Origin of the sequence: Tranquillimonas rosea (assembly GCF_900111315.1) — a bacterium.
In the GTDB taxonomy this organism is placed as follows: domain Bacteria; phylum Pseudomonadota; class Alphaproteobacteria; order Rhodobacterales; family Rhodobacteraceae; genus Tranquillimonas; species Tranquillimonas rosea.
Genome location: NZ_FOGU01000007.1, coordinates 189,137 through 212,070, shown reverse-complemented (window position 1 = coordinate 212,070; position 22,934 = coordinate 189,137). Strand labels below are relative to the sequence as shown.

The following is a 22,934-nucleotide window of genomic DNA, read 5'->3' as shown; positions in this document are numbered from 1 at the left end:
TCTATTCCATATCTTGTGATGAGTGGTTAGCGTGAAGCTGTCAAGACAGGAGCTAAAGGATGACCGAAATCGAGAGCCAAGGCGCGACCGCGCCGACGAGCGTGACGGAGTTGCTGGAGCGGCTCGATGCCGACGCGGAGAAGCTTCCCAAGCGGTTGCGGCAATGCGCGACGTTCACCCGTCGGCACCTGCATCTCATCGCGGTCTCGACCGTGGCGGAGATGGCGGAAGCCTCCGGGGTCGCGGCTTCGGCTTACATGCGGTTCTGTCAGGCTCTCGGGTTCAAGGGCTACTCCGAGATGCAGGCGCTGTTTCGCACGCAGTTCACGGAATTTCGCCCAGGCTATGAGGAAAGGCTCGCGGCTGTAGATGCGGGTTCTGAGAGCGTCGGCCGGCTCTTGGCGGATTTTGCAGAGTCCGGGCACAAATCACTACTTTCGCTCGCTAATACGGTGACAAGTGACGCCCTTGAGGCAACTGCGCAGGGGTTATCGCGTGCGCGCATTATCCACGTCATCGGACTGCGACGCGCTTTCGCTGTGGCCAGTTCGATGTCCTATCTGTTCGGCAAGATGGGTGTCGCGTCCGTGTTGCACGGCGGCAGCGGTCTTCTCGATGGGAGTGCTGTGATCCAGCCTGGAGACGCAGTCTTCGCGATAACTTATGCACCGTTTTCCCCTGAGACAGTGTCCCTCGCATCCGATGCCTCGGAGAGGGGCGTTCCCGTTTTTGGCATGACCGATACCGGAGAGTGCCCGCTGGTCAGCGTGGCGGACGAACTGCTTTTGGCGCGGGAGGATGAGGTGGGTGCGCTGCGAGCGTTGAACGCCTCGATCACGCTGACCACCACGCTCGCCGTCGCGATCGGCGCCCTGCGTGAAAAACATTGACTCACGGTGCCGATTCGACCTTTATAGAATAAATGTTCCAAAATGAGGCGAGGCCTCGGGGCATTGACATTCGGCTCAGCCGGATATCGCCGGGACGGGAGGTCCCGGCCGGATCGGTCAAAGGGGAGGACTCATGACCAAATTCACTTACACCGCTGCGCTTGTCGCCGGCATGACCGTGGCAGCACCCGCGCTGGCGCAGGATATTCTCGTGGTGGTCCACGGGCAGGCCAACGACCCGTTCTGGTCTGTGGTCAAGAACGGTGTCGACAAAGCGGCCGAGGATACCGGCGCCAACGTCGATTTCCGCTCGCCCGAGACCTTCGACATGGTGCAGATGAGCCAGCTCATCGACGCGGCTGTGAACCAGGAGCCGGACGGGCTCGTGGTCTCGATCCCTGACGCGGACGCGCTCGGGCCGTCGATCGAGCGCGCGGTCCAGGCCGGCATCCCTGTCATCTCCATGAACTCCGGTTCAGACGTGTCCAAGGAGCTCGGGGCGCTGCTGCATGTCGGTCAGGACGAGTTCACCGCCGGTAAGGTCGCCGGCGAAAGGCTGGCCGAAATGGGCGGCCAAGTTGGCATCTGCGTCAATCAGGAGGTCGGCAACGTCGCGCTCGATCAGCGTTGCGAGGGTTTCGCCGAGGGCTTCGGAGGCGAGGTCGAGGTGATCCCGACCCGCAACGATCCCGCCGAGGTGCAATCCAAGGTGCAGGCGGCGCTCGAGTCAAACCCCGACATCGACACCGTGATGGGCCTTGGCGCGTCGCTCGTAGGAGAGCCGGCCGTCGCTGCGGTCGAAGCCGTGGGCCGGACGGGAGAGGTCAACGTCGCGACTTTCGACCTGTCGGCGAATTTCCTTGAATCGGTTGCAGAGGGCAACGCGGCGTTCGCCATAGACCAGCAGCAATTTCTGCAAGGTTACCTGCCGGTAGCATTTCTGGCCCTCAACGCCAATTACGGCCTCGTTCCTGGCGGAAACGTGCCCTCGGGCCCGAACCTGATCACCCAGGACAAGGCTGCCCAGGTCGTAGAGCTGTCGGCTCAAGGCATCCGCTGACCTGATCCGATTGATCGGACCGCGAGGGGCCGCGGCGTGCAAAAGAGCGTCCGGCCCCCATTTCCAAACGGGAGGAGACCATGGCGGACACGCCTCAAATAGTGCTGGACGAACGGCTGAAGAAAGAGGGGATCGGCGCGCGGCTCATTAAGCGCCCCGAGCTTGGCGCCATCGCCGGCGTGGTTCTCGTAACACTGTTCTTCCTGATCACAGCCGACGGCGCGATGTTCACGCTGTCCGGCATCATGAACTTCATGACCCCTGCCGCTCAGCTCGGCATCCTGGCGATCGGCGCGGCGATGCTGATGATCGGCGGCGAGTTCGACCTGTCGATAGGATCGATGGTGGCCTTTGCTGGGCTCATCTTCGGGGCCTGCACGGTCACGCTCGGCCTACCGCTCCTCCTCGCGATCCCGCTGACGCTCGCTGTCGCGGCGGGGATCGGCGCGGTCAACGGCACCATTGTGCTCAAGACCGGATTGCCGTCCTTCATCGTGACGCTCGCTTTTCTTTTCATCCTGCGCGGTGCATCTCTCGTGGGGCTGAAACTCGCCTCGGGTGGGTCGACCCAGCTGCGTGGCGTTCGGGATGCCGTTGAGGGGGACTGGCTGGCTCCGTTTTTTTCGGGGGACGCCTTCGGTCCGATCTTCGCGTGGCTCGCACAGGTGGGGGTCGTGGAGACCTTCAACAACGGCACGCCCAAGGTCCCCGGTATTCCGGTCGAGATCCTCTGGTTCATCCTGCTGGCGCTGATCGCGACCTTCGTTCTGCTGCGCACTCCGCAGGGGAACTGGATTTTCGCCTCCGGCGGCGACCGAAACGCGGCATCCAACTCGGGTGTGCCGGTGCGGAAGGTCAAGATCTCGCTGTTCATGTTCGCCGCGATCTGCGGCGCGCTGGTGGCGATCATCACGGTGATGGACTCGGGCTCAACCGACGCGCGCCGGGGCTTCATGAAGGAATTCGAGGCAATCATCGCCGCGGTGATCGGGGGATGCCTTCTGACCGGCGGTTACGGCTCCGCGATCGGTGCTTTCTTCGGCGCGATCATTTTCGGCATGGTCACCATCGGCCTGACCTACACCAACTTTGACCAGGACTGGTTCCAGGTGTTCCTCGGGGGCATGCTGCTGATCGCAGTCCTCTTCAACAACTACATCCGCAAGCGCGTGACGGGGGAGCGGTAACATGGACCAGGAAACCAAATTCCACCACGGCACGCCTGCTGCGGACGCCAAGCCGATTATCGAGATGCACGACATCGAGAAGCACTTCGGCAACATCATCGCGCTTGCGGGCGTCAGCTTCGACGTTCGCCCCGGAGAGTGCCACTGCCTTCTCGGCGACAACGGCGCCGGCAAGTCGACCTTCATCAAGACCATGTCGGGCGTTCACAAGCCGACCAAAGGCACCATCACCATCGACGGACAGGCTATGGACTTCTCGAGCCCGCGCGACGCCATGGAGGCGGGCATCGCAACAGTGTTCCAGGATCTTGCCATGATCCCGCTGATGTCGGTCACGCGCAACTTCTTCATGGGACGTGAACCGGTGATCGGCTCGGGACCGTTCAAGCGGATGGACATCCAGACGATGAATGAAGCCGCGGTTGAGGAGATGCACAAGATGGGCATCAACCTTCGTGGTCCCGATCAGGCGGTTGGAACCCTCTCTGGCGGGGAGCGGCAGACCGTCGCGATCGCCCGGGCGGTCTATTTCGGCGCGCGGGTGCTGATCCTCGACGAGCCGACCTCCGCGCTCGGGGTGCGCCAGACCTCCAACGTGCTCGCCACGATCGACCGAGTCCGTAAGCAGGGCGTGGGAGTCGTGTTCATCAGTCACAACGTGCGGCACGCCCTTGCCGTAGGCGACCGCTTCACCGTGCTCAATCGCGGCAAGACGCTCGGCACGGCGACGCGCGGAGAGATTACCCCCGAAGAGTTGCAGGACATGATGGCTGGCGGCCAGGAAATGGCGCAGCTCGAGGGCTCGCTCGAGGGCACGGTCTGATGGTCAAGGATCTCGACCTAATCACGATCGGGCGCTCGTCCGTGGACCTTTACGGGGCGCAGGTGGGCGGACGGCTCGAGGACATGCGGTCCTTCGAGAAGTATCTCGGGGGATCGCCAACCAACATGGCGGCGGGGACCGCGCGACTCGGTCTGAAATCGGCCCTCCTGACCCGTGTCGGCGACGAGCATATGGGGCGCTTCATCCGCGAGGAGCTGGCGCGTGAAGGCGTCGACACCACGGGCGTTATTACCGATCCCGAGCGACTGACCGCGCTGGTGCTCTTGGGTATCCGCGATCAGGACAGCTTTCCGCTGATCTTCTACCGCGAGAACTGCGCCGACATGGCACTGTCGGTCGAGGACGTAGACGAGAAGTTTATCTCCCGCGCCCAGGCCGTCGTTGCGACCGGGACCCACCTGTCGCATCCGCGCACCGAGGCGGCAGTGCTGAAGGCGCTCGAGATCGCGCGGTCTTCGGCCGCGCAGACCGCACTTGATATCGACTATCGGCCGAACCTCTGGGGCGTCGCCGGGCACGGCGAGGGCGAAAGTCGGTTCGTCGCCTCCGAAAAGGTCACGACCAAGCTGCAATCGACGCTTCACCTCTTCGACCTGATCGTAGGCACCGAGGAAGAGTTTCATATCGCCGGCGGGACGACCGACACGATCGCGGCTCTTCGCGCCGTGCGTGCGGTCTCTGCCGCGACGCTCGTCTGCAAGCGCGGTGCGGCCGGAGCCGTCGCCTTCGAAGGCGATATCCCGGAAAACCTCGACGACGGCCAGTCCGGTCCCGGTTTCCCGATCGAGGTGTTCAATGTGCTCGGCGCAGGCGACGGTTTTATGTCCGGGCTGCTGAAAGGCTGGCTCGATGGCGAGGCCTGGCCGCGCGCGCTCGAATACGCCAATGCCTGCGGGGCCTTCGCGGTCTCGCGGCACGGCTGCACGCCAGCCTATCCCTCCCTGACGGAGCTGAACGTCTTTCTCGAACGGGGCGTGCGCGAGCCGGCCCTTCGCAAGGATGCCGCGCTCGAACAGGTGCACTGGTCGACCAATCGCAAGGGCGACTGGAGCACGATGCGCGTCTTTGCCTTCGATCATCGAATGCAGATCGAGGAACTCCCCGGCGCGTCACCCGAGCGGATCGGCCGCTTCAAGGAGTTGTGCCTCGACGCCTGTCTCGATGTGTCAGGCGGGCGGCCCGGATACGGTTTGCTCTGCGATGGACGGCTGGGCCGCGACGCGCTCTACCGCGCCGCAGGGCAAGGACTTTGGATCGGCCGCCCGGTCGAATGGCCGGGATCCCGTCCGCTCACGCTCGAACCCGAGCTCGGCCCCGATTTGGGGGGGCTGTTAGAATGGCCCACCGACCATGTGGTCAAGTGTCTGTGCTTCTATCATCCTGACGACGATGCAGAAACTCGCGCGTCGCAAGAGGACACCGTCAGGCGGCTTTTCCACGCGGCCCGGCGCAACCGGCTGGAATTCTTGCTCGAGGTTATTCCGTCGAAGGTGGCGGAGGTGAGCGCCGACACCACGGCCCGTGTGATCGAGCGCTTCTATGAAATCGGTGTCTACCCTGACTGGTGGAAGCTGGAGCCGATGCGCAGCGATGCCGCGTGGCGGGCTGCCTGCGCGGCGATAGAGAAGCACGATCGCCACACGCGCGGCATCGTCGTGCTGGGGCTCGCCGCCGACGAGGCGGCGCTTTCTGAGAGTTTCCGTATCGCGGCGCGCTTCCCGCTGGTGAAGGGCTTTGCCGTCGGGCGCACGATCTTCGGCGCCCCGGCCGAGGCCTGGATGACGGGCGAGCTGAGCGACGCCGAGGCGGTGCAGGAGATGAGCGAAACTTACGCGCGGCTTTGCCGGGTCTGGGACGAAGTGCGCGGCATTGAACGGGAGGATGCGGCATGAGTGTAATCCGACTGACCGCCGCACAGGCGATGGTGAAGTATCTCGCTGCGCAGATGACGGAAGACGGAGAACCTTTCCTTTCGGGGATCTGGGCGATCTTCGGCCACGGCAACGTCGCGGGCATAGGCGAGGCGCTTTACGCCGAACGCGAGAGCTTTCGGACCTATCGCGGCCACAACGAGCAGACCATGGCGCACGCCGCCATCGCCTATGCCAAGCAGTCCGGACGTCGCCGTGCAATGGCCGTGACGTCGTCGATCGGGCCGGGTGCCACCAACATGGTGACCGCCGCGGCGCTGGCGCATGTGAACCGGCTCCCGCTGCTGCTGATCCCGGGCGACGTGTTCGCTAATCGCGGACCGGACCCGGTGCTCCAGCAGGTTGAGGATTGGGGTGACGGCACGGTCTCGGTCAACGACTGCTTCCGACCGGTGACACGTTATTTCGACCGCATCACGCGGCCCGAGCAACTGCTCACCGCGCTGCCACGCGCCTTCCGGGTGATGACCGATCCAGCCGAGTGCGGTCCCGTCTGCTTGTCGTTCTGCCAGGACGTTCAGGCCGAAGCGTATGACTGGCCGGAGAGCTTCTTTGCGCCGAAGGTGTGGCGCCTGCGCCGTCCGTATCCGGACCCCGAGGAAGTGCAGTCGGTGTCGGAGATGCTGAAGAAAGCCGAACGACCGGTAATCGTTGCGGGTGGCGGCGTTCACTACTCGGGCGCATGCGATGCCCTCGCCTCCTTCGCCGAGGCGCATCGGATTCCCGTGGTCGAGAGCCAAGCTGGCAAATCCGCTCTGGCTTGGGATCACCCGATGAACTTCGGGCCGGTTGGGGTCACGGGCGCCTCCTCCGCCAACATCATTTGTGCGGAGGCGGACCTTGTCCTCGGCGTCGGAACCCGCTTTCAGGATTTCACAACAGGATCTTGGAGCCTCTTCGAGAACCCCGCACGGCGGCTTGTCTCGCTGAACGTGGCGGCTTACGACGCGATGAAGCACGGGGCAGAACCGCTCTGCTGCGACGCCCGCGTCGGAGTCGAGGCGATATCCGCCGCGCTCGGCGAGCATGCGTTCACGGCACCCGATCCGGGGCTCAAGGCCGACTGGTTCGGTGCAGTTGACCCGCTGACAGTCGCGCCCGAGGAGGACGGCAACACGCTCCCCACCGACCAGCAAGTCATCGGCGCGGTGCAGCGGGCCTCCGGTGAGGATACCGTCGTCATGTGCGCCGCCGGCACCATGCCGGGCGAGCTGCACAAGCTCTGGAAAGCTCCGCGCCCGGGCGCCTACCACATGGAATACGGCTATTCCTGCATGGGTTACGAGGTGGCGGGCGCGATGGGCATCAAGATGGCCCATCCGGACCGCGACGTGATCTGCATGGTCGGCGACGGCTCCTACATGATGGCCAATTCCGAGCTCGCGACGGCCGCCATGCTCGGCATCGACCTCACCGTCGTGATCCTCGACAATCGGGGTTACGGCTGCATCAATCGGCTCCAGATCGGCACCGGCGGCGCGGAGTTCAACAACCTCCTCGACCTCTCGCATCATGTGAACCCGTCGAACATTGACTTCGCCGCCCACGCGGCCTCGATGGGTGCCGGCGCCGTGGACGTGTCCTCAATCGCCGAGCTGGAAGCGGCCCTTGCTCGCCGTCGCGACACCGCCGGGCCGTTCGTCGTAGTAATCGACACCGACCCGTATCCGTCGACACCCGAGGGTGGTCACTGGTGGGACGTCGCCGTCCCGGAGGTTTCGACCCGCGAAGAGGTGCGCGACAAGCGGCGCGCCTACGAGGCGCAGGTCCAGGCGCGCGCGCTCAACTGACGCGCCTGCACCCGCGCGCCCCGCATGCACCCTCCCTTGCATGCGGGGCCCCGTCCCTGATCCCATTCCGCGCGGCAGCGCCCAACAGCGAGGAGTCGTTCATGAGCGTCCAGATCGGCATTTCCCCTATCGCCTGGCAGAACGACGACCTGCCGGACCTAACCGCCAGCTACACGATGGAGCAGGCGCTGCGTGAAGCGCGCCAGATCGGCTACACTGGCGCCGAGCGCGGCCGCCGGATGCCGGCCGATACGGCCGGGCTGAAACGCTTCCTCGGGTCCCACGACATGGCTCTATGTGGTGGGTGGTGCTCGGGCAATCTTCTGGCGAACGACATCGAGACAGAGAAGGCGGCGATCACCGAACAAGTTGAGCAGTTCGCGGCGCTGGGAGCGCCGTGCATTGTTTACGCCGAATGCTCCAACACCGTGCAGGGCGATCGAAGCACGCCGGTGAATGCCCGGCCGAGGCTCAGCCGCGAGGAGGTGATGGCCTACGGGCGCAAGCTCACGGAGATCGCCAAATGGTCGGCAGGCCAAGGTGTGCCGCTGGCCTACCACCACCACATGGGCGCGATCATTGAACACCCGGACGAGATCGACTGGCTGATGGAGGGCTCCAGCCCCGAGGTCACGCTTCTCTATGACACCGGCCACCTGGTCTTTGGCGGTGGCGATCCGCTTGCCACGCTTGATCGCTGGGGCGACAGGGTTCATCACGTGCACTACAAGGACGTGCGTGCGGACGTCGCGGTGCGGGCCCGGGCTGAGGATTGGTCGTTCCTCGACGCTGTGATCGCCGGCGCCTTCACCGTCCCAGGTGATGCTGAGGGCTCGATCGATTTCGCCGCAGTGACCGACCGTCTCGCGAAGATGGGTTACACCGGCTGGATCGTGGTCGAAGCCGAACAGGACCCGGCCAAGGTCACACCCTACGACGCATCCAAGCTGGGCTACGACACGATCCGGGACCTCTGCGCGCGAGCGGGTCTCGAGGTCAAAGATCGCGTGCCGGCGTCGCAGGGCTGAGCGGGTGTTCGATCTGCAAAGTCTATGGCTCGCGCCGCTCTGGCGGCGCATCGCCATTACCGTCGTGGCACTCGGTTAGGCGCTCGTGGAGCTGTCTAACGGAGCACACTTGTGAGCCGCGCTGTTCGGAGCCTCGGGCCTTTGGTGCGCTTACCAGTTCCTCGTGGTCTGGGACGCCACAACCGTCGCCACACGCGCGGCCAAGCACAACGAAAATGAGGACGACCCGAGATGACATCCCCCCTGCACCGCAGACCCTTCGGCACTCACGGAGAAGTGCATCGCATTACACCCGAGAGCGCCGGCTGGCGCTATGTCGGCTTCGCGCTGCACCGCCTGCGGGCCGGCGACCGGGTGGCCGAGACCACCGGCAACCGCGAGGTCATATTGGTGATGGTCGAGGGCAAGGCCGCGCTCAACGGTGCGGGCCGGGACTGGGGTGTGCTCGGCGAGCGCATGAACGTATTCGAGATGACCCCACCGCATTGCATCTACGTGCCGAACGACAGCGACTGGGAGGCCGTGGCCGAGACGGACTGCACCATCGCGGTGTGCTCGGCACCGGGGCAAGGCGGCCACGACGCCCGACGGATCGGCCCTGATGGCATTGTCCTGACCGAGCGCGGCCGCGGCACCAACACCCGGCACATCAACAATATCGCCATGGAGAACGAGGACTATTGCGACAGCCTCCTCGTGACCGAGGTGTTCACGCCGGCTGGCCATTGGTCGTCCTACCCAAGTCATCGCCACGACGAGGACGACTTCCCGCGTATCACCTACCTCGAGGAAACGTATTACCACCGCCTGAACCCGGCCTCGGGCTTCGGCATCCAGCGAGTCTACACCGACGACGGAACACTCGACGAAACCATGGCGGTGGCCGACGGCGACGTTGTGCTCGTCCCGCGCGGTCACCATCCCTGCGGCGCACTCTACGGGATCGAGATGTATTACCTCAACGTCATGGCCGGCCCGCTGCGCAAGTGGCGTTTCCTCCCGGCGCCGGAGGTCGAGTGGATCATGGAGCGAGATAGCTGAATGCTCTCCGTGTCTTATTAGTATGCTGTCAAGCTAATTGGCCTTGGCAATTCCGTCCGCGACATAGACTTGGCTTGGTGCTGAGCGTCGGGTTTTGGCAGAATTCTGGGGCCTCCGTTCGTTTGCAGCGAAAGTCCGGAATCCGCCCTTCTGTGGAAAAACCCCCGTTCGCGAGCGCAGAAATCGATGGCAGACGAATGCGCGCGCCTCGGCGCGCTCGCCGAGGCGGATGCGCAGGTGGCACAGGCGCCCGAGGCAGCGATGGACGCGGTCACGACCTCGATGCAGGGCGCCATGTCCAAGCAGGCCCTGGCGACCATGTGGGAGGACGTCGACCTGGGCCTGAAGCTCGACGACGGCCTGCGCGACCTGCTGGTCTCGGAGGGCGCATGGATCGTCGACCAGGGGGTGATCAACGCGGAGGCACCGACCGCCCAGTCTCTCGCCGACCACTTCAGCGGCGACGTCCTGAGCGAGGTCGCCCCGGACGCGGTCCGGCTGACGAAGTGAGCACTCGGGTCGCCGCGGCGGATCGCCCGCTTGCCCAGACGACCTTGGGTTGAAGTCGCTCATCCGGAGCCGAAGGCGAGATGGGGTCTGTCGACTGACCGGCGGGACCCCATCTCCAGGGCCCCTTCTCGGCGGCGGCCTTCGAAGGCTTGCGGCTCTGGGCGGGAGGCAGGTTCGTTCCGCCGCCCCCGCAAAGCTCCCCGTTTTGCGCTTGTCCCCTTGCCGGCATGACTACCGCGCGGTCGGATCAACCTGCACCTGCATATCGAGAAGCGACGCGCCTCGACACTTGCCATGCGCGTCGAGAGCGAGAGACCGAGTGACACCGCCCGTGAGGGCGTCCCCAATGACGAAGTTGAGGGCATGCAGTTGTGGCAGGGCGTAGCGGCGCACCTTCCCTGCCCCGGCCCCAAGAAAATCGCCGACCGCTTCCTCGGTCAGCGCAGCTTCGAGCAGGGCCCAGTCCTCGGCGCGATAGGCGATCACGGCGATATTGGTGATATCGCCCTTGTCGCCGGTCCGGGCGTGGGCAATCTCGCGCAGCTTCATCTCAGGCCTCGAATATTTGGATGGAAGTACGGACCTCGGTCGCGATCAGAAGGCCCGATGCGACGCCGATAACCTCGCGGACCCGAGCCGTCACGCCACCCCCTCCGGAGGGCCCGCAGAGGTAGAGACCCTCGACCTCCTCGCCGACCTGGCCCGCCCCCTCGCACGAGCGGCAGCGGGCGGCATATCGCATGCGGATCTCCGGAGGCTCCGGGGCCTGCTGCTCGGGAAGGCCGGTCACGGCGTCATAGCCGATCAGGTCGCCCCGGTGCTCGTCGATCTCGTCCCCAAGGGGCGCCAGCCTCTCGGCGACGATGTCGATGGCCAGCCGTGCCCGCGCCACGCAGCCGGGTCCGGCATAAGAGATCTGCCCCTCGCCGATCCAGCCGTCGCGGTATCCGGCCGAGACCTTGAGCTTACCGGTGGCGGGATGGCCGTCGCCGCCCCTCACCGCAACGCGATCCGAGCCGATCTCCTCGAAACTGACCCCTGAGAAATCAGCAACCACGTCGGGCTGGATGTAGGCGCTCGGATCGTGGATCTCGTAGAGGAGCTGCTCGATGCAGGTCGACCGGGTCACGGCGCCGCCGGTTCCCTCGAGCTTGGTGATGACCGCGTTTCCATCAGCCTCGACCTCGCCCAGCGGGAATCCGATGCGCGCAAGGTCGGGGACCTCCTTGTAGCCGGGGTCCGCAAAGTACCCGCCGGTGATCTGCGCGGCGCATTCGAGAAGGTGCCCGACGAGCGTGCCGCGCCCCATGTGGGTCCAGTCGTCCATCGCCCAACCGAAGCTGTGCACGAGCGGCGCGAGGAACAGGGAGGGGTCGGAGGCGCGGCCGCAGATCACGACATCGGCCCCCGCGTCGAGCGCCTCGACGATCGCGCCGGCGCCGATGTAGGCGTTCGCCGAGACCAGTCTCTCGCCGAGCTCGCCTGCCGTCCCGCCGGTTTCCGCCAGCGGCAGGTCCGCCACGCAGTCGAGAACGTCGTCCCCCGTCACCGCCGCCACCTTCAGGCCGGAGAGGCCGAGGTCGCGGGCCACCTCCCTCACGGCACGAGCGGCGGCCTCGGGGTTCGCCGCGCCCATGTTGGTCACGATCCGCGTGCCATTGCGCCAGCAGGGCTCCAGCACCGCGCGCATGCGGCGCTCAAGCATCCTGTCGTAGCCAGCCGCGGGATCGGCGAGCTTGGCCTGCTGTGCGAGCGCGATGGTCCGCTCCGCCAGGCACTCGAAGACGAGGAAGTCGAGTTTCCCGCGTTCGGCGAGATCCGCCGCCGGTTCGATCCGGTCTCCGGCAAAGCCGGCCCCTGCTCCGATACGCACGGTCATGCCAGCGCCTCCCCTTTCGAACGGCCGAAGGCCCGGGCCCCGACCAGGATCGCCAGCGCCAGGAAGGGCGTGACCGGCTGCGGCCAGATCGCCAGAGCGATTACCAGGATGAGGAGGAGCGTGTCGGCCAGCCGATGGCCCGTCAGACGCGCCCCCGACAGCAGCGCCGGTATGGCGATGACGAGCGCGATGCCGGCAAAGACAGCCTCCCCGATTGCGAAAGCTCCGCCCTGCATCGTCATGCCGGGATAGAGCAGCAGCAGGAAGGGGACGACATAGGTGACCGCCGCAAGTCGCACGGCTTCACCCGCCGCCGGCAGCCAGTTGGTATCGGCGATTCCCGAGCCCACGAAGACCGCCACACAAACGGGTGGCGTGATCACCGAGATCGTGGCGAAGTAGAAGACGAAGAGATGCGCCGAGAGCGGAGCGACGCCCACCGCCGTCAACGCCGGCGCAAGGACCGCCGCGACGAGGACATAGGCCGCCGTCGTCGGCAGGCCCATGCCCATGATCAGGCAGACGACCCCCACGATCAGCGCGACGAGCACCGTGGAGTCCCCCGCCCAGCTCACGATGAAGGAGGAGAGCGTCACCCCGATGCCGGTCAGGTTGATCATCGAGACCAGCACCTGCGCGCCGGCGAGAAGCACGCCGATGATGACCATACCGCGGCCCGCGTCCTCGAGCCCGGAGAGCAGCCGCCCCGCCATGTCGCGGGCGCTGAGGCGCCCGGTCTGGGTGGCGAAGAAGGCGATCAGAAGGCCGACCACCCCGTAGAAGGCAGAGGTCGCGATCGAGCGGCCGAGGTAGATCCCAACGCCCAGCCCGCCGAGGGCCAGCAGGATCGGCAGGACCCGGCGCGGCGCGCCAACGGTCCGCCAACTCGGCATCTCATCCTCGGGCAGCAGCGCGAGGTTGCGGCGCAGGGCGACGAAATGGACGGTCATGAAGACCGAGACGTAGAACAGGATAGCGGGCAGGACCGCGCCCAGGATGATCGTCCAGTAAGACATGCCCAGGATCTCGGCCATGACGAAGGCGGCTGCCCCCATGATCGGCGGCGCAATCTGGCCACCGGTGGAGGCCACGGCCTCAACCGCGGCGGCGAAGGCGCGCGGATAGCCGAGCCGGACCATCATCGGGATGGTGAAATTGCCGGTGGTCGCCACGTTGGCCACCGCGGAGCCAGAGATCATCCCGAAGAGGCCGCTGGCGATCGTCGCGATCTTGGCGGCGCCGCCGGGCTGGCGCCCGCCCACGCGCATGGCGAAATCCATGAAGGCCTGGCCGCCGCCCGTGTGCAGCAGCAGCGCACCGAAGAGCACGAAGGCCGCAATCACCGTGGCCGCCACGCCCGTCAACATACCCCAGATGCCGAGATCACCGAGGAAGATCGTCTCGGTCACGAAGGCCGCGTCGAACCCGCGATGGCCCAAGGCCCCTGGAAGCATGTCGCCGAAGAGCGCATAGCCGAGCCCCAGCAGCACGAGCACCGGAAAGATGAGGCCGACCGTGCGTCGCCCGAGTTCGAGCACCGCCGCCACGAGCCCGATGGTCAGCGCCATGTCGAGCCGCGTGGCCCAGGGAAGCGAGCCCATGATGGTCTCGTAGTTCCAGACCACGTAGCCACAGGCGACTATCGTGACCGCTGCCAGCCCGAGATCGACGGCCACGCCGATGGGCCGCCACGCCGTACCACGTCCGAGCGGATAGAGGGCGAAGCCGAGACAGGAAGTCAGGGCCAGGAAGATGGCCCGCTGGACCAGCCCCTCGAAGGGACCGGTCGCAGCGGTGTAAAACACGAAGGCACCGACGAGAACGGCCAGTGCCTTCTGGAGGCGCTCGAGGCTCACGGGATCACTCTTCCGGCTGGAGCTTCTCGGGGATGTCGTAGCCGTTCTCCTCGAACCAGCGTGCGGCGCCCGGATGCAGCGGGATCGTGCCGTAGTCGAGGGTCATCTGGGCAAGGTTGGCGTCACCGATGCTCGCCATGGCATTCGACTGCGCGCTCTCGTCGGCCATGATTGCGGATACGATCTTGTAGGCCGCCTCCTCGTCCATCGAAGCCGGAGCGGCCACGCCGACGCCGAAGGCCCAGGTCTTGTAGGCCGGGACGCCTTCGGCCGCGCCCTCGGGAATATCGACGACCGACAGGTCCGGCATCTCGTCGCGCAGGGTCTCGGCCTGTTCGTCGCTGAGCCCCAGCACTTCGATGTCGGTGGCGGTGGCAATGTCCATGGTGGAGCCGTCGAGCTTCTGCCCGGAGCCGGACTTCACGTAGCCCGAGACGCGGTTGTCCTTGATGGCGCTGACGATGTCCGTGGTCGAGCCCCGTGCGAAGTCGGCGCTCAGGCCGAGAGTGTCGAAGACCGCCTCGGTCGTGGCCTCGGTGGAGGAGCCGCGGATACCGGGATTGAAGCGCACCCCTTCGAGCCCTTCGAGGTCCTCGACACCCGCATCGGCACGGACGATCGCGTTCTGGGGCGCGTTGGTGTAGACCCAAAGCATCCGAAGGTCCTGCTGGTTTCCCTCGAAATCGTCGGTCCCCGCATAGGCGTGCTGGGCCGTGTTGGTGGTGACGAGGCCGAGGTCAACCTGGTCGCGCGACATGCGCTTGATGTTGTCAAGGGTGGCGCCCGTTTCGACCACGGAGGCCGAAAGCCCTTCCGCGTTCTCGTTAATGAGCTGTCCCACTGCGACAAAGTAGCCGTAGTGGCTCGACGAGGCCGAGGTGGAGCCGATCAGCAGTTCCTGATCCTGCGCGAGCGCCGGCCCGGCCAGAAGAGTTGCGCCCGTCAGGGCGCCGAGAATGGTTTTCATGATTCCTCCCAAAGTCGCGGGCCCGTCGGACCCGAGACAAGGGTGAAGGAAAAGTCGTTGTTGCGTGAAGTGCACTTTTGTTGATTATCGATGCATGGAACTCACCAATACAACCCTGTCGGATTTCCGGGCCGTGATGGCTCTGATCGACGCGGGCACCTTTCGTGGCGCAGCGGAGAGGCTCGGCCTCTCTCCTTCTGCGCTATCGCGCCAGATCACCGGCCTGGAAACGCGCCTTGGCGTCAGGCTTTTCGACCGGGACACGCGGAATGTGCACACGACGGCCTCTGGCGAGGCCTTCGGGCGGGTGGCCCGGCGGATGCTCTATACCGTCGAAGACGGCATGGCAGAGTTCGAGGCTTACGTGTCGAGCCGCCAGGGACGCCTCACGATCGCGGGGCTGCCCTCCGTCACCGCCGGCCTGCTACCGCGACTGATCGGCGCCTTCTCGGTGGAGCACCCCGGCATCGACCTGCGCATCCTCGATGCCCTGTCCGGGAGCGTGCTGGAGGCTGTCGAAAGCGGTATCGCCGACTTGGGCTTCGCGGCCGGTACCGTCTCGACGCGCAGCCGCATGCATTTCGAACCGCTCTTCGACGACGAGTTCGTGGCCATCGGTCATCCGGACGGCCCGCTGGCCGAAAACCGGGGCTATGCCTGGGCCGAGATCCTCGAGATGCCAATAATCGCCATGGCCGAGGGAACCAGCGTGCGCGAACTCATCGATGGCGCCTGCCTGCGCCACGGAACCTCGCTTTCGCCCCGCTTCGAGGTCGCCCACCTTGCGACCGCAGGCGCGCTTGTCTCTGCGGCGCTTGGGGTCACGGCGCTTCCCACGATGACGCTCCCGGTGCTCAACATGGCGAGCCTCATCCAGCGGCCGATCACCGATTTCGGCGCAAAGAGGCGGATCGGTCTTGTGCGCCGCACCGGCAGGACGCTTTCCCCACCCGCGGCGGCATTCACCGAACTCGTGAAGCGCAGTCGACTTGTGCGATAGAGGGTCCTGACGAAGCCTATTCGTGAGGAGTGTATTTCAGGCCAGAAGGTCTGACGTGCGCCGGTAGCTACGTGCGGTAGACGCTGGCGGCTCAGAGCTGCCACGCGCGTCGCTGCGTTTGCTGCGGCGACGCCTCTCGGAAGCGGACCTTCGCGGCTTGCAGAAGATGCGAGGCATCTTTTCGGGCTTGACCATGCCGGTCGCTGCGAACCGGGCTGCGCGCGTGCCGAAGAGTGCGGTGCGGCGCGCGGCCCCGAGCAGGCCCAGGCTCAGCACCGGTTAGACATAGCGCCCCTTACGCGCCAAGGCTCTCTTCGCTGGCGCGCGGAGTCCTGCTGCATTCCGATCTGCGGCGGGTCCGCCGGGTCAGGTTGTTCGTGGACTACCTGTGTGACCCGTTGATCGAACGCCGATCCGACTTCATCGGGGCATAGGGCTGCAAGGATCAGAGCGAGATCGTCAGCAGGCTTCGCAACGCGTCGAACTTGGCCGCTCACGAGCCGCAGCATAAACTGCCGAGCATGGGTTACGTGACGTCGCTCTTTGCTCGCAAGATGGCGGCCGCGGCTGGGAACGGCGTCGATGCGGACGAAATGTTGACCTCGGTCGGGATCGACCCCGCGGGACCTTGGGACACTGGACAGATGATTCCGGCGGAGCGCTACTACGACATGCTCGAACGCATGGCAGAGCGGACCGACGTAACTGATCTTCCCGTGCGGTGCGGCGCGTCGATGCGGCTCGACGAATACGGTGCGCTGGGGCTGGCCTTCAAGGCGGCGACGACCCTGGGCGCTTCCTACGCGCGGACCGAGCGATATGCTCGGCTCTGGACCAGTGTCGTCGAATACGAGTTGCGACCGGCGACTGGGGGCACATTCTTCATCCTGCATCGGGCGGGCGAACGGCGCCTCGGGATGCGGCTGTCGAACGAGGCGACTCTTGCGAGCGCCGTGTCGATTGCACGGCAGGTCAGTCCGGTGCCGGTCTCACCCGTCAGAGTGCTGGTCCGGCATGCCGCGCCGCGCTTCGTCGCGGCTCACGAGGAGTGGTTCGGCTGTCCCGTCCGCTTTGGCGCAGATCTCGACGCGCTTCTCTTCGCGAACGAGGCGCTCGCCCAGCCGAACATCCTCGGCGACGAGGGGATATCCCGCTACCTGATCTCGCATCTCGACGCGGAGCTGTCTCGCATCTCGGACGCCCCGGCGGTCGTGAGCCAGGCAAAGGATGCCATTGCGCAGGCGCTCAGCGAAGGAACTCCGAAGATGGCGGAGATCGCGCGTCGTCTGGGCCTCAGCGCGCGATCGTTCCATCGGCGCCTATCCGAACACGGGATGAGCTACCACGCCCTGACCGAGGAAACGCGCCGCGATCTCGCCGAGGGGCTCCTGCGCGAAAACCGGCATTCCTTGGCCGAAATCGCCTTCCTCACCGGCTTTTCCGAGCAAAGCGCATTTACCCGGGCCTTCAAGCGCTGGCTGGGCACGACACCCGCGAGCTACCGCAAGGCGCGCGCGGGAGCCTGAGATCCCCCTTGGCGATGAGGGTCAAAAACCTGGCGGGCGCGGTCAAGATCGGGCGGGACTCGTCCGGCTATTCCCATGGCTACCGAAACGGACACCCAGGGAGTGACCCCATGCAAAACCGACCCATCCTCGTCATCGGCGCCACCGGAAAGACCGGCCGCCGCGTCGCCAGCCGCCTCGAGGCCCGCGACATCGCCGTCCGCCGAGGCTCACGCAATTCCGACATTCCTTTCGACTGGGAGGCGCCTGACACTTTGGGGCCAGCCCTGACCGGCGTGCGCGCCGCCTACGTCACATACTTCCCCGACCTCGCTTTCCCTGGCGCGGTCAACAAGCTTGAGTCGCTCTGCGAGACGGCACGGGACGTCGGAGTGGAGCACCTCGTGCTGCTTTCCGGCCGGGGCGAGCACCATGCCCGGCTGGGCGAGGACGTGGTCCGCGCCTCGGGCGTCGATTTCACGATCGTCCGCGCGGCCTGGTTCGCGCAGAACTTCTCCGAAGGCTACCTGCGCGACCCGATCCTTGCGGGCGTCCTGCCGATGCCGGGCGGGGACATCGCGGAGCCGATCATCGACATCGAGGATATCGCCGACGTCGCGGTCGCGGCGCTGACCGAGGACGGCCACAGTGGCGAGCTTTACGAGGTGACGGGCCCGCGCCTGATGACCTTCGCAGAGATGGCCGCCGCACTCTCGCAGGCCACGGGGCGGGAGATCCGGCACCTGCCGATCAGCTTCGAGGACTTCCATGCCAATGTCGCGCAAGCCGGCGGGGACTTCGTCGCCGATGTCTTCACCAGCATCGCCCGGGAGACGCTCGACGGCCGGAACGCCCACATCACCGACGGCGTGATGCGGGCACTCGGACGTCCGCCCCGTGATTTCGCCGACTTCGCGCACGCCGTTGCACGCGCCGGAGCCTGGACGAGCGCCGCCTGACACCACCCATGAGAGGAACGTGACATGAAACTCACCTTGCTCGAGAAGATCGCGCTCGGTCTCTCCGGCCTCACTGCGCTCACCATCGGCGCATCCATCCTGTTCGCGCCGAACGCCTTCTACGCCAGCTACGGCATCACGCTCGGCGATGACGCCAACCTACTGAGCGAATTGCGCGCGCCCGGCGCAGGCCTCGCCGCCTCCGGCGGCCTCATCCTGCTCGGCATCCGGCGACGCGCACTCTTGTCCGTCTCGGTGGCCATGTCCCTTACGGTCTTCGTTTCCTTCCCGACGGGGCGACTGATCGGGCTGGCCCTCGACGGCCTGCCATCCGGAAGCGTGATCGCCGCCCTTGCCGTCGAACTCGCGATCGCGGCACTTCTCATCGCCGCGTTCCGCCATCGGCTCTGGCAGCCGGCCTCGCCGGTCCCCGCCGCGCATCCCGCGCGCTGATCGCTGACGCGCGTCCCGCGCGATGACCACTCCCGCGGCGCGGTCCCCCCGGCCGCGCCGGCCCTCACGTACAAAGGAGCCTGCCCAATGTCGCCCCTCGTCTACTATCTCGCTCACGTCGCCGTTCTCGCCTATGCGCTGGTCGGTGGCGTCTTCCTCGCCTTCTCCGACTTCATCATGCGTTCGTTGTCGCTCATCAGCGGGCACGGCGGCGCCGAGGCCATGCAGGTGATCAACCGTGAGGTCTTCCGCTGGGTCTTCATGACCCTCTTCCTCGGCCTGGCGGCGGTGTCGCTGGTTTTGGTCCTCCATGCCGCGATCTGGCTCGACGGCGCGCCGGCCATGCTGATCGCAACGGCCGGCCTCGTCTACCTGCTCGGCTGCTTTGCGGTCACGGTCGTCTTCAACGTGCCGATGAACGAGGCGCTGGCCGGGTTGGACCTGGCCGAGACGTCCACGCAAAGCTACTGGACCGGCACCTACCTGCCGCGCTGGACCTTCTGGAACACAGTCCGAACCATCGCCTGCGGACTGGCGGCGGCGCTGCTGCTCTTCGGGCTGACCGCGCTGTCCCAGGCCCAGCAGCCGTAACGAAAAGGACGCACAACGTGGCCGACCTTCCTCCTTGGGAGGTTTTCCAACGCGGGTCTTGGTCGCGCCAGTGCGCAGCGTTCCATCGCGACCCGCATCAGAAAACCTTCACCTAACCGGACCTTCGCGCGAGGGCTGCCCACTGCAATGCGGTTCACCGGACCGGCCGTTCGCCGTGTACGCGAGATCGATGCCGAGACTAACTCACACTACGCGGACAAAGCCGTAGTTCGTCATACCAGCTCGCATGACGGCTTCAGATCTGCCGCCCCGGAAGCTCCAGCGCTTGGCGAACCCAGCTTGCAAGCTGTTCTCTGTCGAGGGCCTCATCCGCGAGAATGTCCAGATACCGAGTGCCTTCTACCTTGGACGCCTTAGGCGGCACCGGATCGAGCGACGACCCGGTCATGAAGGTGATCTGAACGTAGTTCTTGAAACAGTACATCGCGAGAAACCAGCCGTCGTCTTTGCCATAGAACGGCGTGTTCCATCGCACCTGTTTGCGCACCTCGGGGAAGGCCTTTTCGACGGTTGCGCCGATCTCCTTGCCGAGGGCGCTTTTCCAGCCGGGCATTGCGGAGATGTACGCCTGCACGGCTTTGTCGCCGTCACCCTTGGGGATGTAGGGGTTCGTACTCGATGAATGCGTGGGCTTCCCGGCATCGTTCATGCCGGACCTTAGCATGAAGGCCTACCAAAGCCGAGATCGATCATCTCGCGGCATCTTGGTAGGTCTGGGCTCGAAGCGGACATGCGGCAGCGCGGCAGGCTCGCCCAGTCGGAATCGCGTGGTAGCGCGGTAAATTTGCTATGCTCTACCGTCGGCGTGGTGCCGAAGACGAGGCGGATGCGGTGGATCGGAGGAACCACCATGCCGACTACAAACCTACCGGCCATCCGCGCCTGCCGTCCCGCTTGGAACAAGGGCCGCATCGTCGGCCAGAAGCGTCCGCTTGAGCCGAAGCATGTATGGGCGATCCGGGTCCGCCTCGAGATTGCTCAGCGGACGCGTGAGCTGGCGCTCTTCAATCTCGCCATCGACAGCAAGTTGCGCGGATGCGACTTGGTGAAGCTGAAGGTCGCCGACGTCTATGCGGCCGGACAGGTTAAGCACCGCGCATCAATCGTACAGAGCAAGACCCGGGCGCCGGTCAGCTTCGAGATCACCGAGGGGACGCGAATAGCCATCGCGACCTGGCTCGATGCCCCGCTGATGGTCGGGTCAGAGCATCTCTGGCCGGGGCGCTTTCACGAACGCCGCTACATCTCGACAAGGCAATACGCCCGCCTTGTTCGTGACTGGGTGACCTCGATTGGTCTCGAACCGAGCGCCTACGGCACCCACTCCATGCGGCGTACCAAGGTGGCGCAGATATATCGCAAGACTGGCAACCTCCGCGCGGTACAGCTCCTGCTCGGCCACACGAAGATGGATAGCACGGTGCGCTATCTCGGCGTCGAGCTCGAAGATGCACTCGCCATCGCGGAAGCGGTGGAACTCTGACAAGGCGGGCCGGACGGTAGCGCCCGGCCCGTACGGCTCGTTCAGGGGGCTGGGCAGTTTGTCGTTCTTCGAGATCATGTGTTCATCCTGTGTTTCCGACTGGACGGGACGCCCGGTCTGAACGGGAATTGGGTTCACATGGATTCCGGCAATACGCCGTGCCCTTACGTCACCGCGGAGAAATTCTCACGAAGGCTCGTCAGCCAGGAATTTGGAAGAGTGACCGCGTTTTGAGGCGGGTGCGTTCCGCACCAGTTCCTCGAAATGAAACACTACGGCCAATCCCATTTCGAGACGCCCTCCGAAGCGTCGCTGCTCACCACGGAGGACTATGTTCGGTTGCTGCATCCGACGGACGCAATCGGCAAGACGACCCTCATGGCAAGGGATCGGTCCGACGCGATGCACTCGAAGACATACCGGCTGCGTGACGCACAGCTATGGGCCAACAATTTTCTGGACAGCGACGGCTACATGTCCCTGCACCGGTTTCACGGGCCACGCTGCGTAGGCCGTCTGGCCGCCCTGAACGGCCTGTTTCTTGACCTCGACACCGATAGGCTGCCTGTGGGCGCCACAAAGTCTCCAGGGCCGTGGTCGCTCGATTTCCTGATGCGCCTTGTGTCACTGAACCTGCCTGAACCTTCCGTAATTCTTTCGACGGGGCGCGGCCTTGCCGCGATCTGGCTCATCAATCCGCTGCCTCCTCAGGCTCTGCCGCGATGGCAGAGCGCCCAGAATGCTCTGATTGAAATGTTCAAGCCTCTCGGTGCCGATCCCGCCTGCTGCGATGCTGCGCGCGTGACGCGCTTGCCGGGATCACTCAACACCAAGAGCCAGACCATCGCGTCAATCATCGGCGGCAGCCTCGAGCGCTACGATTTCGATCGGTTTGCCGACGACATCTACATTGCTGCCGGGCGCCCGACGCGCGAGCAGCTGAGCCTCCAGAAGAAGCGGCGAAAGAAGGCCACGGCCAGGAAGCATTCCGGCGGCCTGGCAACAGCGGTTCGCTTCAAGGTGGTGATGCAGGACCTCGAACGGCTGCGTCTGTCCTGGGGCGGACGGGTGCCAAAGGGCGTCCGAAACATCTGGCTGCACCTCTATGCGACCTGTTTGTCCCACACATCTAACGAAAGAGAGATCCCCGACCTCGTCCGGAGCATGGCCACCGAAGCCACGCCCGGCCTGTCGCCTTCTGAATAAACGGGATCGCGAAGACCGCCGCCCGCCATGCGGCTCTGCCTCGTATTGGCGCACCCATCTCTGATGGCCGATACCACTACTCTGGGGCCACCGTCGCAGAGCTGCTCGGAGTGACTGACAAGGGGGCACGGACACTCCGGCTCGAGCAGATCATGCCGAGGGAGGAACGCGCGAGACGCAAAGCAGAGCGTGAGCGCATGCGACGTCGGGCTGCCGGATCGGTGCCGCGCGAGGCATGGCTCCAAGAAAACAGCCGGGAACGACGACAGCCGTGGGTCGAACTCGGCATGTCGCGCAGCACCTATTACCGCAAACTAAGAGCAGGCCAAATCATCGAGCCGACGAAGCCTGCAACGACCGAAGACAATGAGACTGGTCCGTGCCCGCTACAAGGGGGCTCTGCCCTGCCGAAGGCGCCGGCGGAGGGGCAAAGCCCCTCCGCCAATGCCCCCACCCCCATCCAGAGCCCCAGCAGCCACACCCGGCCGGCGCGGGCGACGCAGGTGGAGAGGATCAGGCCACCGATCGGTAGTCGACTGAACGAAATCGTCGTCGAAACCAACCCTTACGTGCAACCTGCGCACCAGCAGGGAGAGATCGATTTTGCACGTCGACAAATTTTTTATCCGCTGGAGCGCGTCCGGCCGGAGTGAAATACGAGTTCCGATTGATGGCCGCGGCATGGCCGAGATGATCGACAAGGGCCGCTGTGATATCTGATCGCCGCTTCATC

Annotated in this window: 22 protein-coding genes; 17 read left to right on the top strand and 5 right to left on the bottom strand. The window is 65.3% G+C overall.

From position 1 onward, the window contains the following. Nucleotides 1-59: 59 nt before the first annotated feature. The 9 genes from BMZ25_RS13555 to BMZ25_RS13515 all read left to right on the top strand — a co-directional run bounded on the left by BMZ25_RS13555 (nt 60) and on the right by BMZ25_RS13515 (nt 10,281). Complete coding sequence (locus BMZ25_RS13555; RefSeq protein WP_092694465.1) at nt 60-890, top strand: MurR/RpiR family transcriptional regulator; 831 nt, start codon at nt 60-62, stop codon at nt 888-890. Between the two features lie 133 nt (nt 891-1,023). Next, the gene (locus BMZ25_RS13550) at nt 1,024-1,950 is read left to right on the top strand and encodes a sugar ABC transporter substrate-binding protein (protein ID WP_092694463.1); all 927 of its coding nucleotides are present in this window, start codon (nt 1,024-1,026) and stop codon (nt 1,948-1,950) included. A gap of 80 nt (nt 1,951-2,030) precedes the next feature. Next, on the top strand, nt 2,031-3,137 hold the full coding sequence (locus tag BMZ25_RS13545; protein ID WP_092694461.1) for an ABC transporter permease: 1,107 nt from the start codon (nt 2,031-2,033) through the stop codon (nt 3,135-3,137). Between the two features lies 1 nt (nt 3,138). Then, entirely contained in the window at nt 3,139-3,960 is an 822-nt protein-coding gene (locus tag BMZ25_RS13540) for an ATP-binding cassette domain-containing protein (protein ID WP_092694460.1), read from the top strand. After that, a complete protein-coding gene (locus BMZ25_RS13535) occupies nt 3,960-5,873 on the top strand; it encodes a bifunctional 5-dehydro-2-deoxygluconokinase/5-dehydro-2-deoxyphosphogluconate aldolase (protein WP_092694458.1) in 1,914 nt (637 codons plus the stop codon). The genes BMZ25_RS13540 and BMZ25_RS13535 overlap by 1 nt, the downstream gene beginning before the upstream one ends. Next, nucleotides 5,870-7,702: a 3D-(3,5/4)-trihydroxycyclohexane-1,2-dione acylhydrolase (decyclizing) gene (iolD, locus tag BMZ25_RS13530; RefSeq protein WP_092694456.1), complete on the top strand. Its 1,833-nt coding sequence runs from the start codon at nt 5,870-5,872 to the stop codon at nt 7,700-7,702. The genes BMZ25_RS13535 and iolD overlap by 4 nt, the downstream gene beginning before the upstream one ends. A 101-nt stretch (nt 7,703-7,803) precedes the next feature. Then, nucleotides 7,804-8,730: a myo-inosose-2 dehydratase gene (gene iolE / locus BMZ25_RS13525; RefSeq protein WP_092694454.1), complete on the top strand. Its 927-nt coding sequence runs from the start codon at nt 7,804-7,806 to the stop codon at nt 8,728-8,730. Between the two features lie 231 nt (nt 8,731-8,961). Then, nucleotides 8,962-9,771 carry a 5-deoxy-glucuronate isomerase gene (gene iolB / locus BMZ25_RS13520; RefSeq protein ID WP_092694452.1) on the top strand — a complete coding sequence of 270 codons (810 nt, stop codon included), beginning with the start codon at nt 8,962-8,964 and terminating at the stop codon, nt 9,769-9,771. Between the two features lie 186 nt (nt 9,772-9,957). Next, nucleotides 9,958-10,281: a hypothetical protein gene (locus BMZ25_RS13515; protein ID WP_092694450.1), complete on the top strand. Its 324-nt coding sequence runs from the start codon at nt 9,958-9,960 to the stop codon at nt 10,279-10,281. 231 nt (nt 10,282-10,512) lie between these two features. Here the strand turns inward: BMZ25_RS13515 and BMZ25_RS13510 are convergent, their stop codons facing one another. From BMZ25_RS13510 to BMZ25_RS13495, 4 genes are read right to left on the bottom strand one after another with little or no spacing between them, the layout of a single operon-like run. After that, on the bottom strand, nt 10,513-10,830 hold the full coding sequence (locus BMZ25_RS13510; protein ID WP_092694448.1) for an AtuA-related protein: 318 nt from the start codon (nt 10,828-10,830) through the stop codon (nt 10,513-10,515). A 1-nt stretch (nt 10,831) separates the two neighbouring features. Next, complete coding sequence (locus tag BMZ25_RS13505) at nt 10,832-12,160, bottom strand: acyclic terpene utilization AtuA family protein (protein WP_092694446.1); 1,329 nt, start codon at nt 12,158-12,160, stop codon at nt 10,832-10,834. After that, complete coding sequence (locus tag BMZ25_RS13500) at nt 12,157-14,016, bottom strand: TRAP transporter permease (RefSeq protein WP_092694444.1); 1,860 nt, start codon at nt 14,014-14,016, stop codon at nt 12,157-12,159. Before BMZ25_RS13500 ends, BMZ25_RS13505 begins: the two co-directional genes overlap by 4 nt. Before the next feature lie 4 nt (nt 14,017-14,020). After that, a complete protein-coding gene (locus BMZ25_RS13495) occupies nt 14,021-14,983 on the bottom strand; it encodes a TAXI family TRAP transporter solute-binding subunit (protein WP_092694442.1) in 963 nt (320 codons plus the stop codon). 94 nt (nt 14,984-15,077) lie between these two features. Here BMZ25_RS13495 and BMZ25_RS13490 point away from each other — a divergent pair, with 94 nt between their 5' ends. From BMZ25_RS13490 to BMZ25_RS13465, 5 genes are all read left to right on the top strand, one after another. Continuing rightward, nucleotides 15,078-15,983 (top strand): LysR family transcriptional regulator, encoded by a 906-nt coding sequence (locus BMZ25_RS13490; protein ID WP_092694440.1) that lies wholly within the window; start codon nt 15,078-15,080, stop codon nt 15,981-15,983. 485 nt (nt 15,984-16,468) lie between these two features. Next, nucleotides 16,469-17,509, top strand: coding sequence for an AraC family transcriptional regulator (locus tag BMZ25_RS13480; protein ID WP_235859873.1), 1,041 nt, complete (start codon nt 16,469-16,471; stop codon nt 17,507-17,509). A 110-nt stretch (nt 17,510-17,619) separates the two neighbouring features. Further along, entirely contained in the window at nt 17,620-18,447 is an 828-nt protein-coding gene (locus tag BMZ25_RS13475; protein WP_092694434.1) for an NAD(P)H-binding protein, read from the top strand. A 24-nt stretch (nt 18,448-18,471) separates the two neighbouring features. After that, entirely contained in the window at nt 18,472-18,900 is a 429-nt protein-coding gene (locus BMZ25_RS13470) for a DUF4345 domain-containing protein (protein ID WP_092694432.1), read from the top strand. 87 nt (nt 18,901-18,987) lie between these two features. Beyond that, nucleotides 18,988-19,491: an anthrone oxygenase family protein gene (locus tag BMZ25_RS13465; protein WP_092694430.1), complete on the top strand. Its 504-nt coding sequence runs from the start codon at nt 18,988-18,990 to the stop codon at nt 19,489-19,491. A 256-nt stretch (nt 19,492-19,747) separates the two neighbouring features. Here the strand turns inward: BMZ25_RS13465 and BMZ25_RS13460 are convergent, their stop codons facing one another. Further along, nucleotides 19,748-20,161 (bottom strand): DUF1801 domain-containing protein, encoded by a 414-nt coding sequence (locus BMZ25_RS13460; RefSeq protein WP_235859872.1) that lies wholly within the window; start codon nt 20,159-20,161, stop codon nt 19,748-19,750. Between the two features lie 201 nt (nt 20,162-20,362). Between BMZ25_RS13460 and BMZ25_RS13455 the strand changes: the two genes are divergently transcribed. The 3 genes from BMZ25_RS13455 to BMZ25_RS20505 all read left to right on the top strand — a co-directional run bounded on the left by BMZ25_RS13455 (nt 20,363) and on the right by BMZ25_RS20505 (nt 22,854). Beyond that, nucleotides 20,363-20,995 carry a tyrosine-type recombinase/integrase gene (locus tag BMZ25_RS13455; protein ID WP_092694428.1) on the top strand — a complete coding sequence of 211 codons (633 nt, stop codon included), beginning with the start codon at nt 20,363-20,365 and terminating at the stop codon, nt 20,993-20,995. A gap of 264 nt (nt 20,996-21,259) precedes the next feature. Further along, nucleotides 21,260-22,201 carry a hypothetical protein gene (locus BMZ25_RS13450; protein WP_092694426.1) on the top strand — a complete coding sequence of 314 codons (942 nt, stop codon included), beginning with the start codon at nt 21,260-21,262 and terminating at the stop codon, nt 22,199-22,201. Nucleotides 22,202-22,311: 110 nt separating this feature from the next. Further along, a complete protein-coding gene (locus tag BMZ25_RS20505) occupies nt 22,312-22,854 on the top strand; it encodes a hypothetical protein (RefSeq protein WP_143071539.1) in 543 nt (180 codons plus the stop codon). Nucleotides 22,855-22,934: the final 80 nt, after the last annotated feature.

Excerpts from the sequence above, each read along its gene's own strand:
- BMZ25_RS13555 (WP_092694465.1), top strand. The coding sequence starts at position 60 with ATGACCGAAATCGAGAGCCAAGGCGCGACCGCGCCGACGAGCGTGACG.
- BMZ25_RS13550 (WP_092694463.1), top strand. The coding sequence starts at position 1,024 with ATGACCAAATTCACTTACACCGCTGCGCTTGTCGCCGGCATGACCGTG.
- BMZ25_RS13545 (WP_092694461.1), top strand. The coding sequence starts at position 2,031 with ATGGCGGACACGCCTCAAATAGTGCTGGACGAACGGCTGAAGAAAGAG.
- BMZ25_RS13540 (WP_092694460.1), top strand. The coding sequence starts at position 3,139 with ATGGACCAGGAAACCAAATTCCACCACGGCACGCCTGCTGCGGACGCC.
- BMZ25_RS13535 (WP_092694458.1), top strand. The coding sequence starts at position 3,960 with ATGGTCAAGGATCTCGACCTAATCACGATCGGGCGCTCGTCCGTGGAC.
- iolD (WP_092694456.1), top strand. The coding sequence starts at position 5,870 with ATGAGTGTAATCCGACTGACCGCCGCACAGGCGATGGTGAAGTATCTC.
- iolE (WP_092694454.1), top strand. The coding sequence starts at position 7,804 with ATGAGCGTCCAGATCGGCATTTCCCCTATCGCCTGGCAGAACGACGAC.
- iolB (WP_092694452.1), top strand. The coding sequence starts at position 8,962 with ATGACATCCCCCCTGCACCGCAGACCCTTCGGCACTCACGGAGAAGTG.
- BMZ25_RS13515 (WP_092694450.1), top strand. The coding sequence starts at position 9,958 with ATGGCAGACGAATGCGCGCGCCTCGGCGCGCTCGCCGAGGCGGATGCG.
- BMZ25_RS13510 (WP_092694448.1), bottom strand. The coding sequence starts at position 10,830 with ATGAAGCTGCGCGAGATTGCCCACGCCCGGACCGGCGACAAGGGCGAT.
- BMZ25_RS13505 (WP_092694446.1), bottom strand. The coding sequence starts at position 12,160 with ATGACCGTGCGTATCGGAGCAGGGGCCGGCTTTGCCGGAGACCGGATC.
- BMZ25_RS13495 (WP_092694442.1), bottom strand. The coding sequence starts at position 14,983 with ATGAAAACCATTCTCGGCGCCCTGACGGGCGCAACTCTTCTGGCCGGG.
- BMZ25_RS13490 (WP_092694440.1), top strand. The coding sequence starts at position 15,078 with ATGGAACTCACCAATACAACCCTGTCGGATTTCCGGGCCGTGATGGCT.
- BMZ25_RS13475 (WP_092694434.1), top strand. The coding sequence starts at position 17,620 with ATGCAAAACCGACCCATCCTCGTCATCGGCGCCACCGGAAAGACCGGC.
- BMZ25_RS13470 (WP_092694432.1), top strand. The coding sequence starts at position 18,472 with ATGAAACTCACCTTGCTCGAGAAGATCGCGCTCGGTCTCTCCGGCCTC.
- BMZ25_RS13465 (WP_092694430.1), top strand. The coding sequence starts at position 18,988 with ATGTCGCCCCTCGTCTACTATCTCGCTCACGTCGCCGTTCTCGCCTAT.
- BMZ25_RS13460 (WP_235859872.1), bottom strand. The coding sequence starts at position 20,161 with ATGAACGATGCCGGGAAGCCCACGCATTCATCGAGTACGAACCCCTAC.
- BMZ25_RS13455 (WP_092694428.1), top strand. The coding sequence starts at position 20,363 with ATGCCGACTACAAACCTACCGGCCATCCGCGCCTGCCGTCCCGCTTGG.
- BMZ25_RS13450 (WP_092694426.1), top strand. The coding sequence starts at position 21,260 with ATGAAACACTACGGCCAATCCCATTTCGAGACGCCCTCCGAAGCGTCG.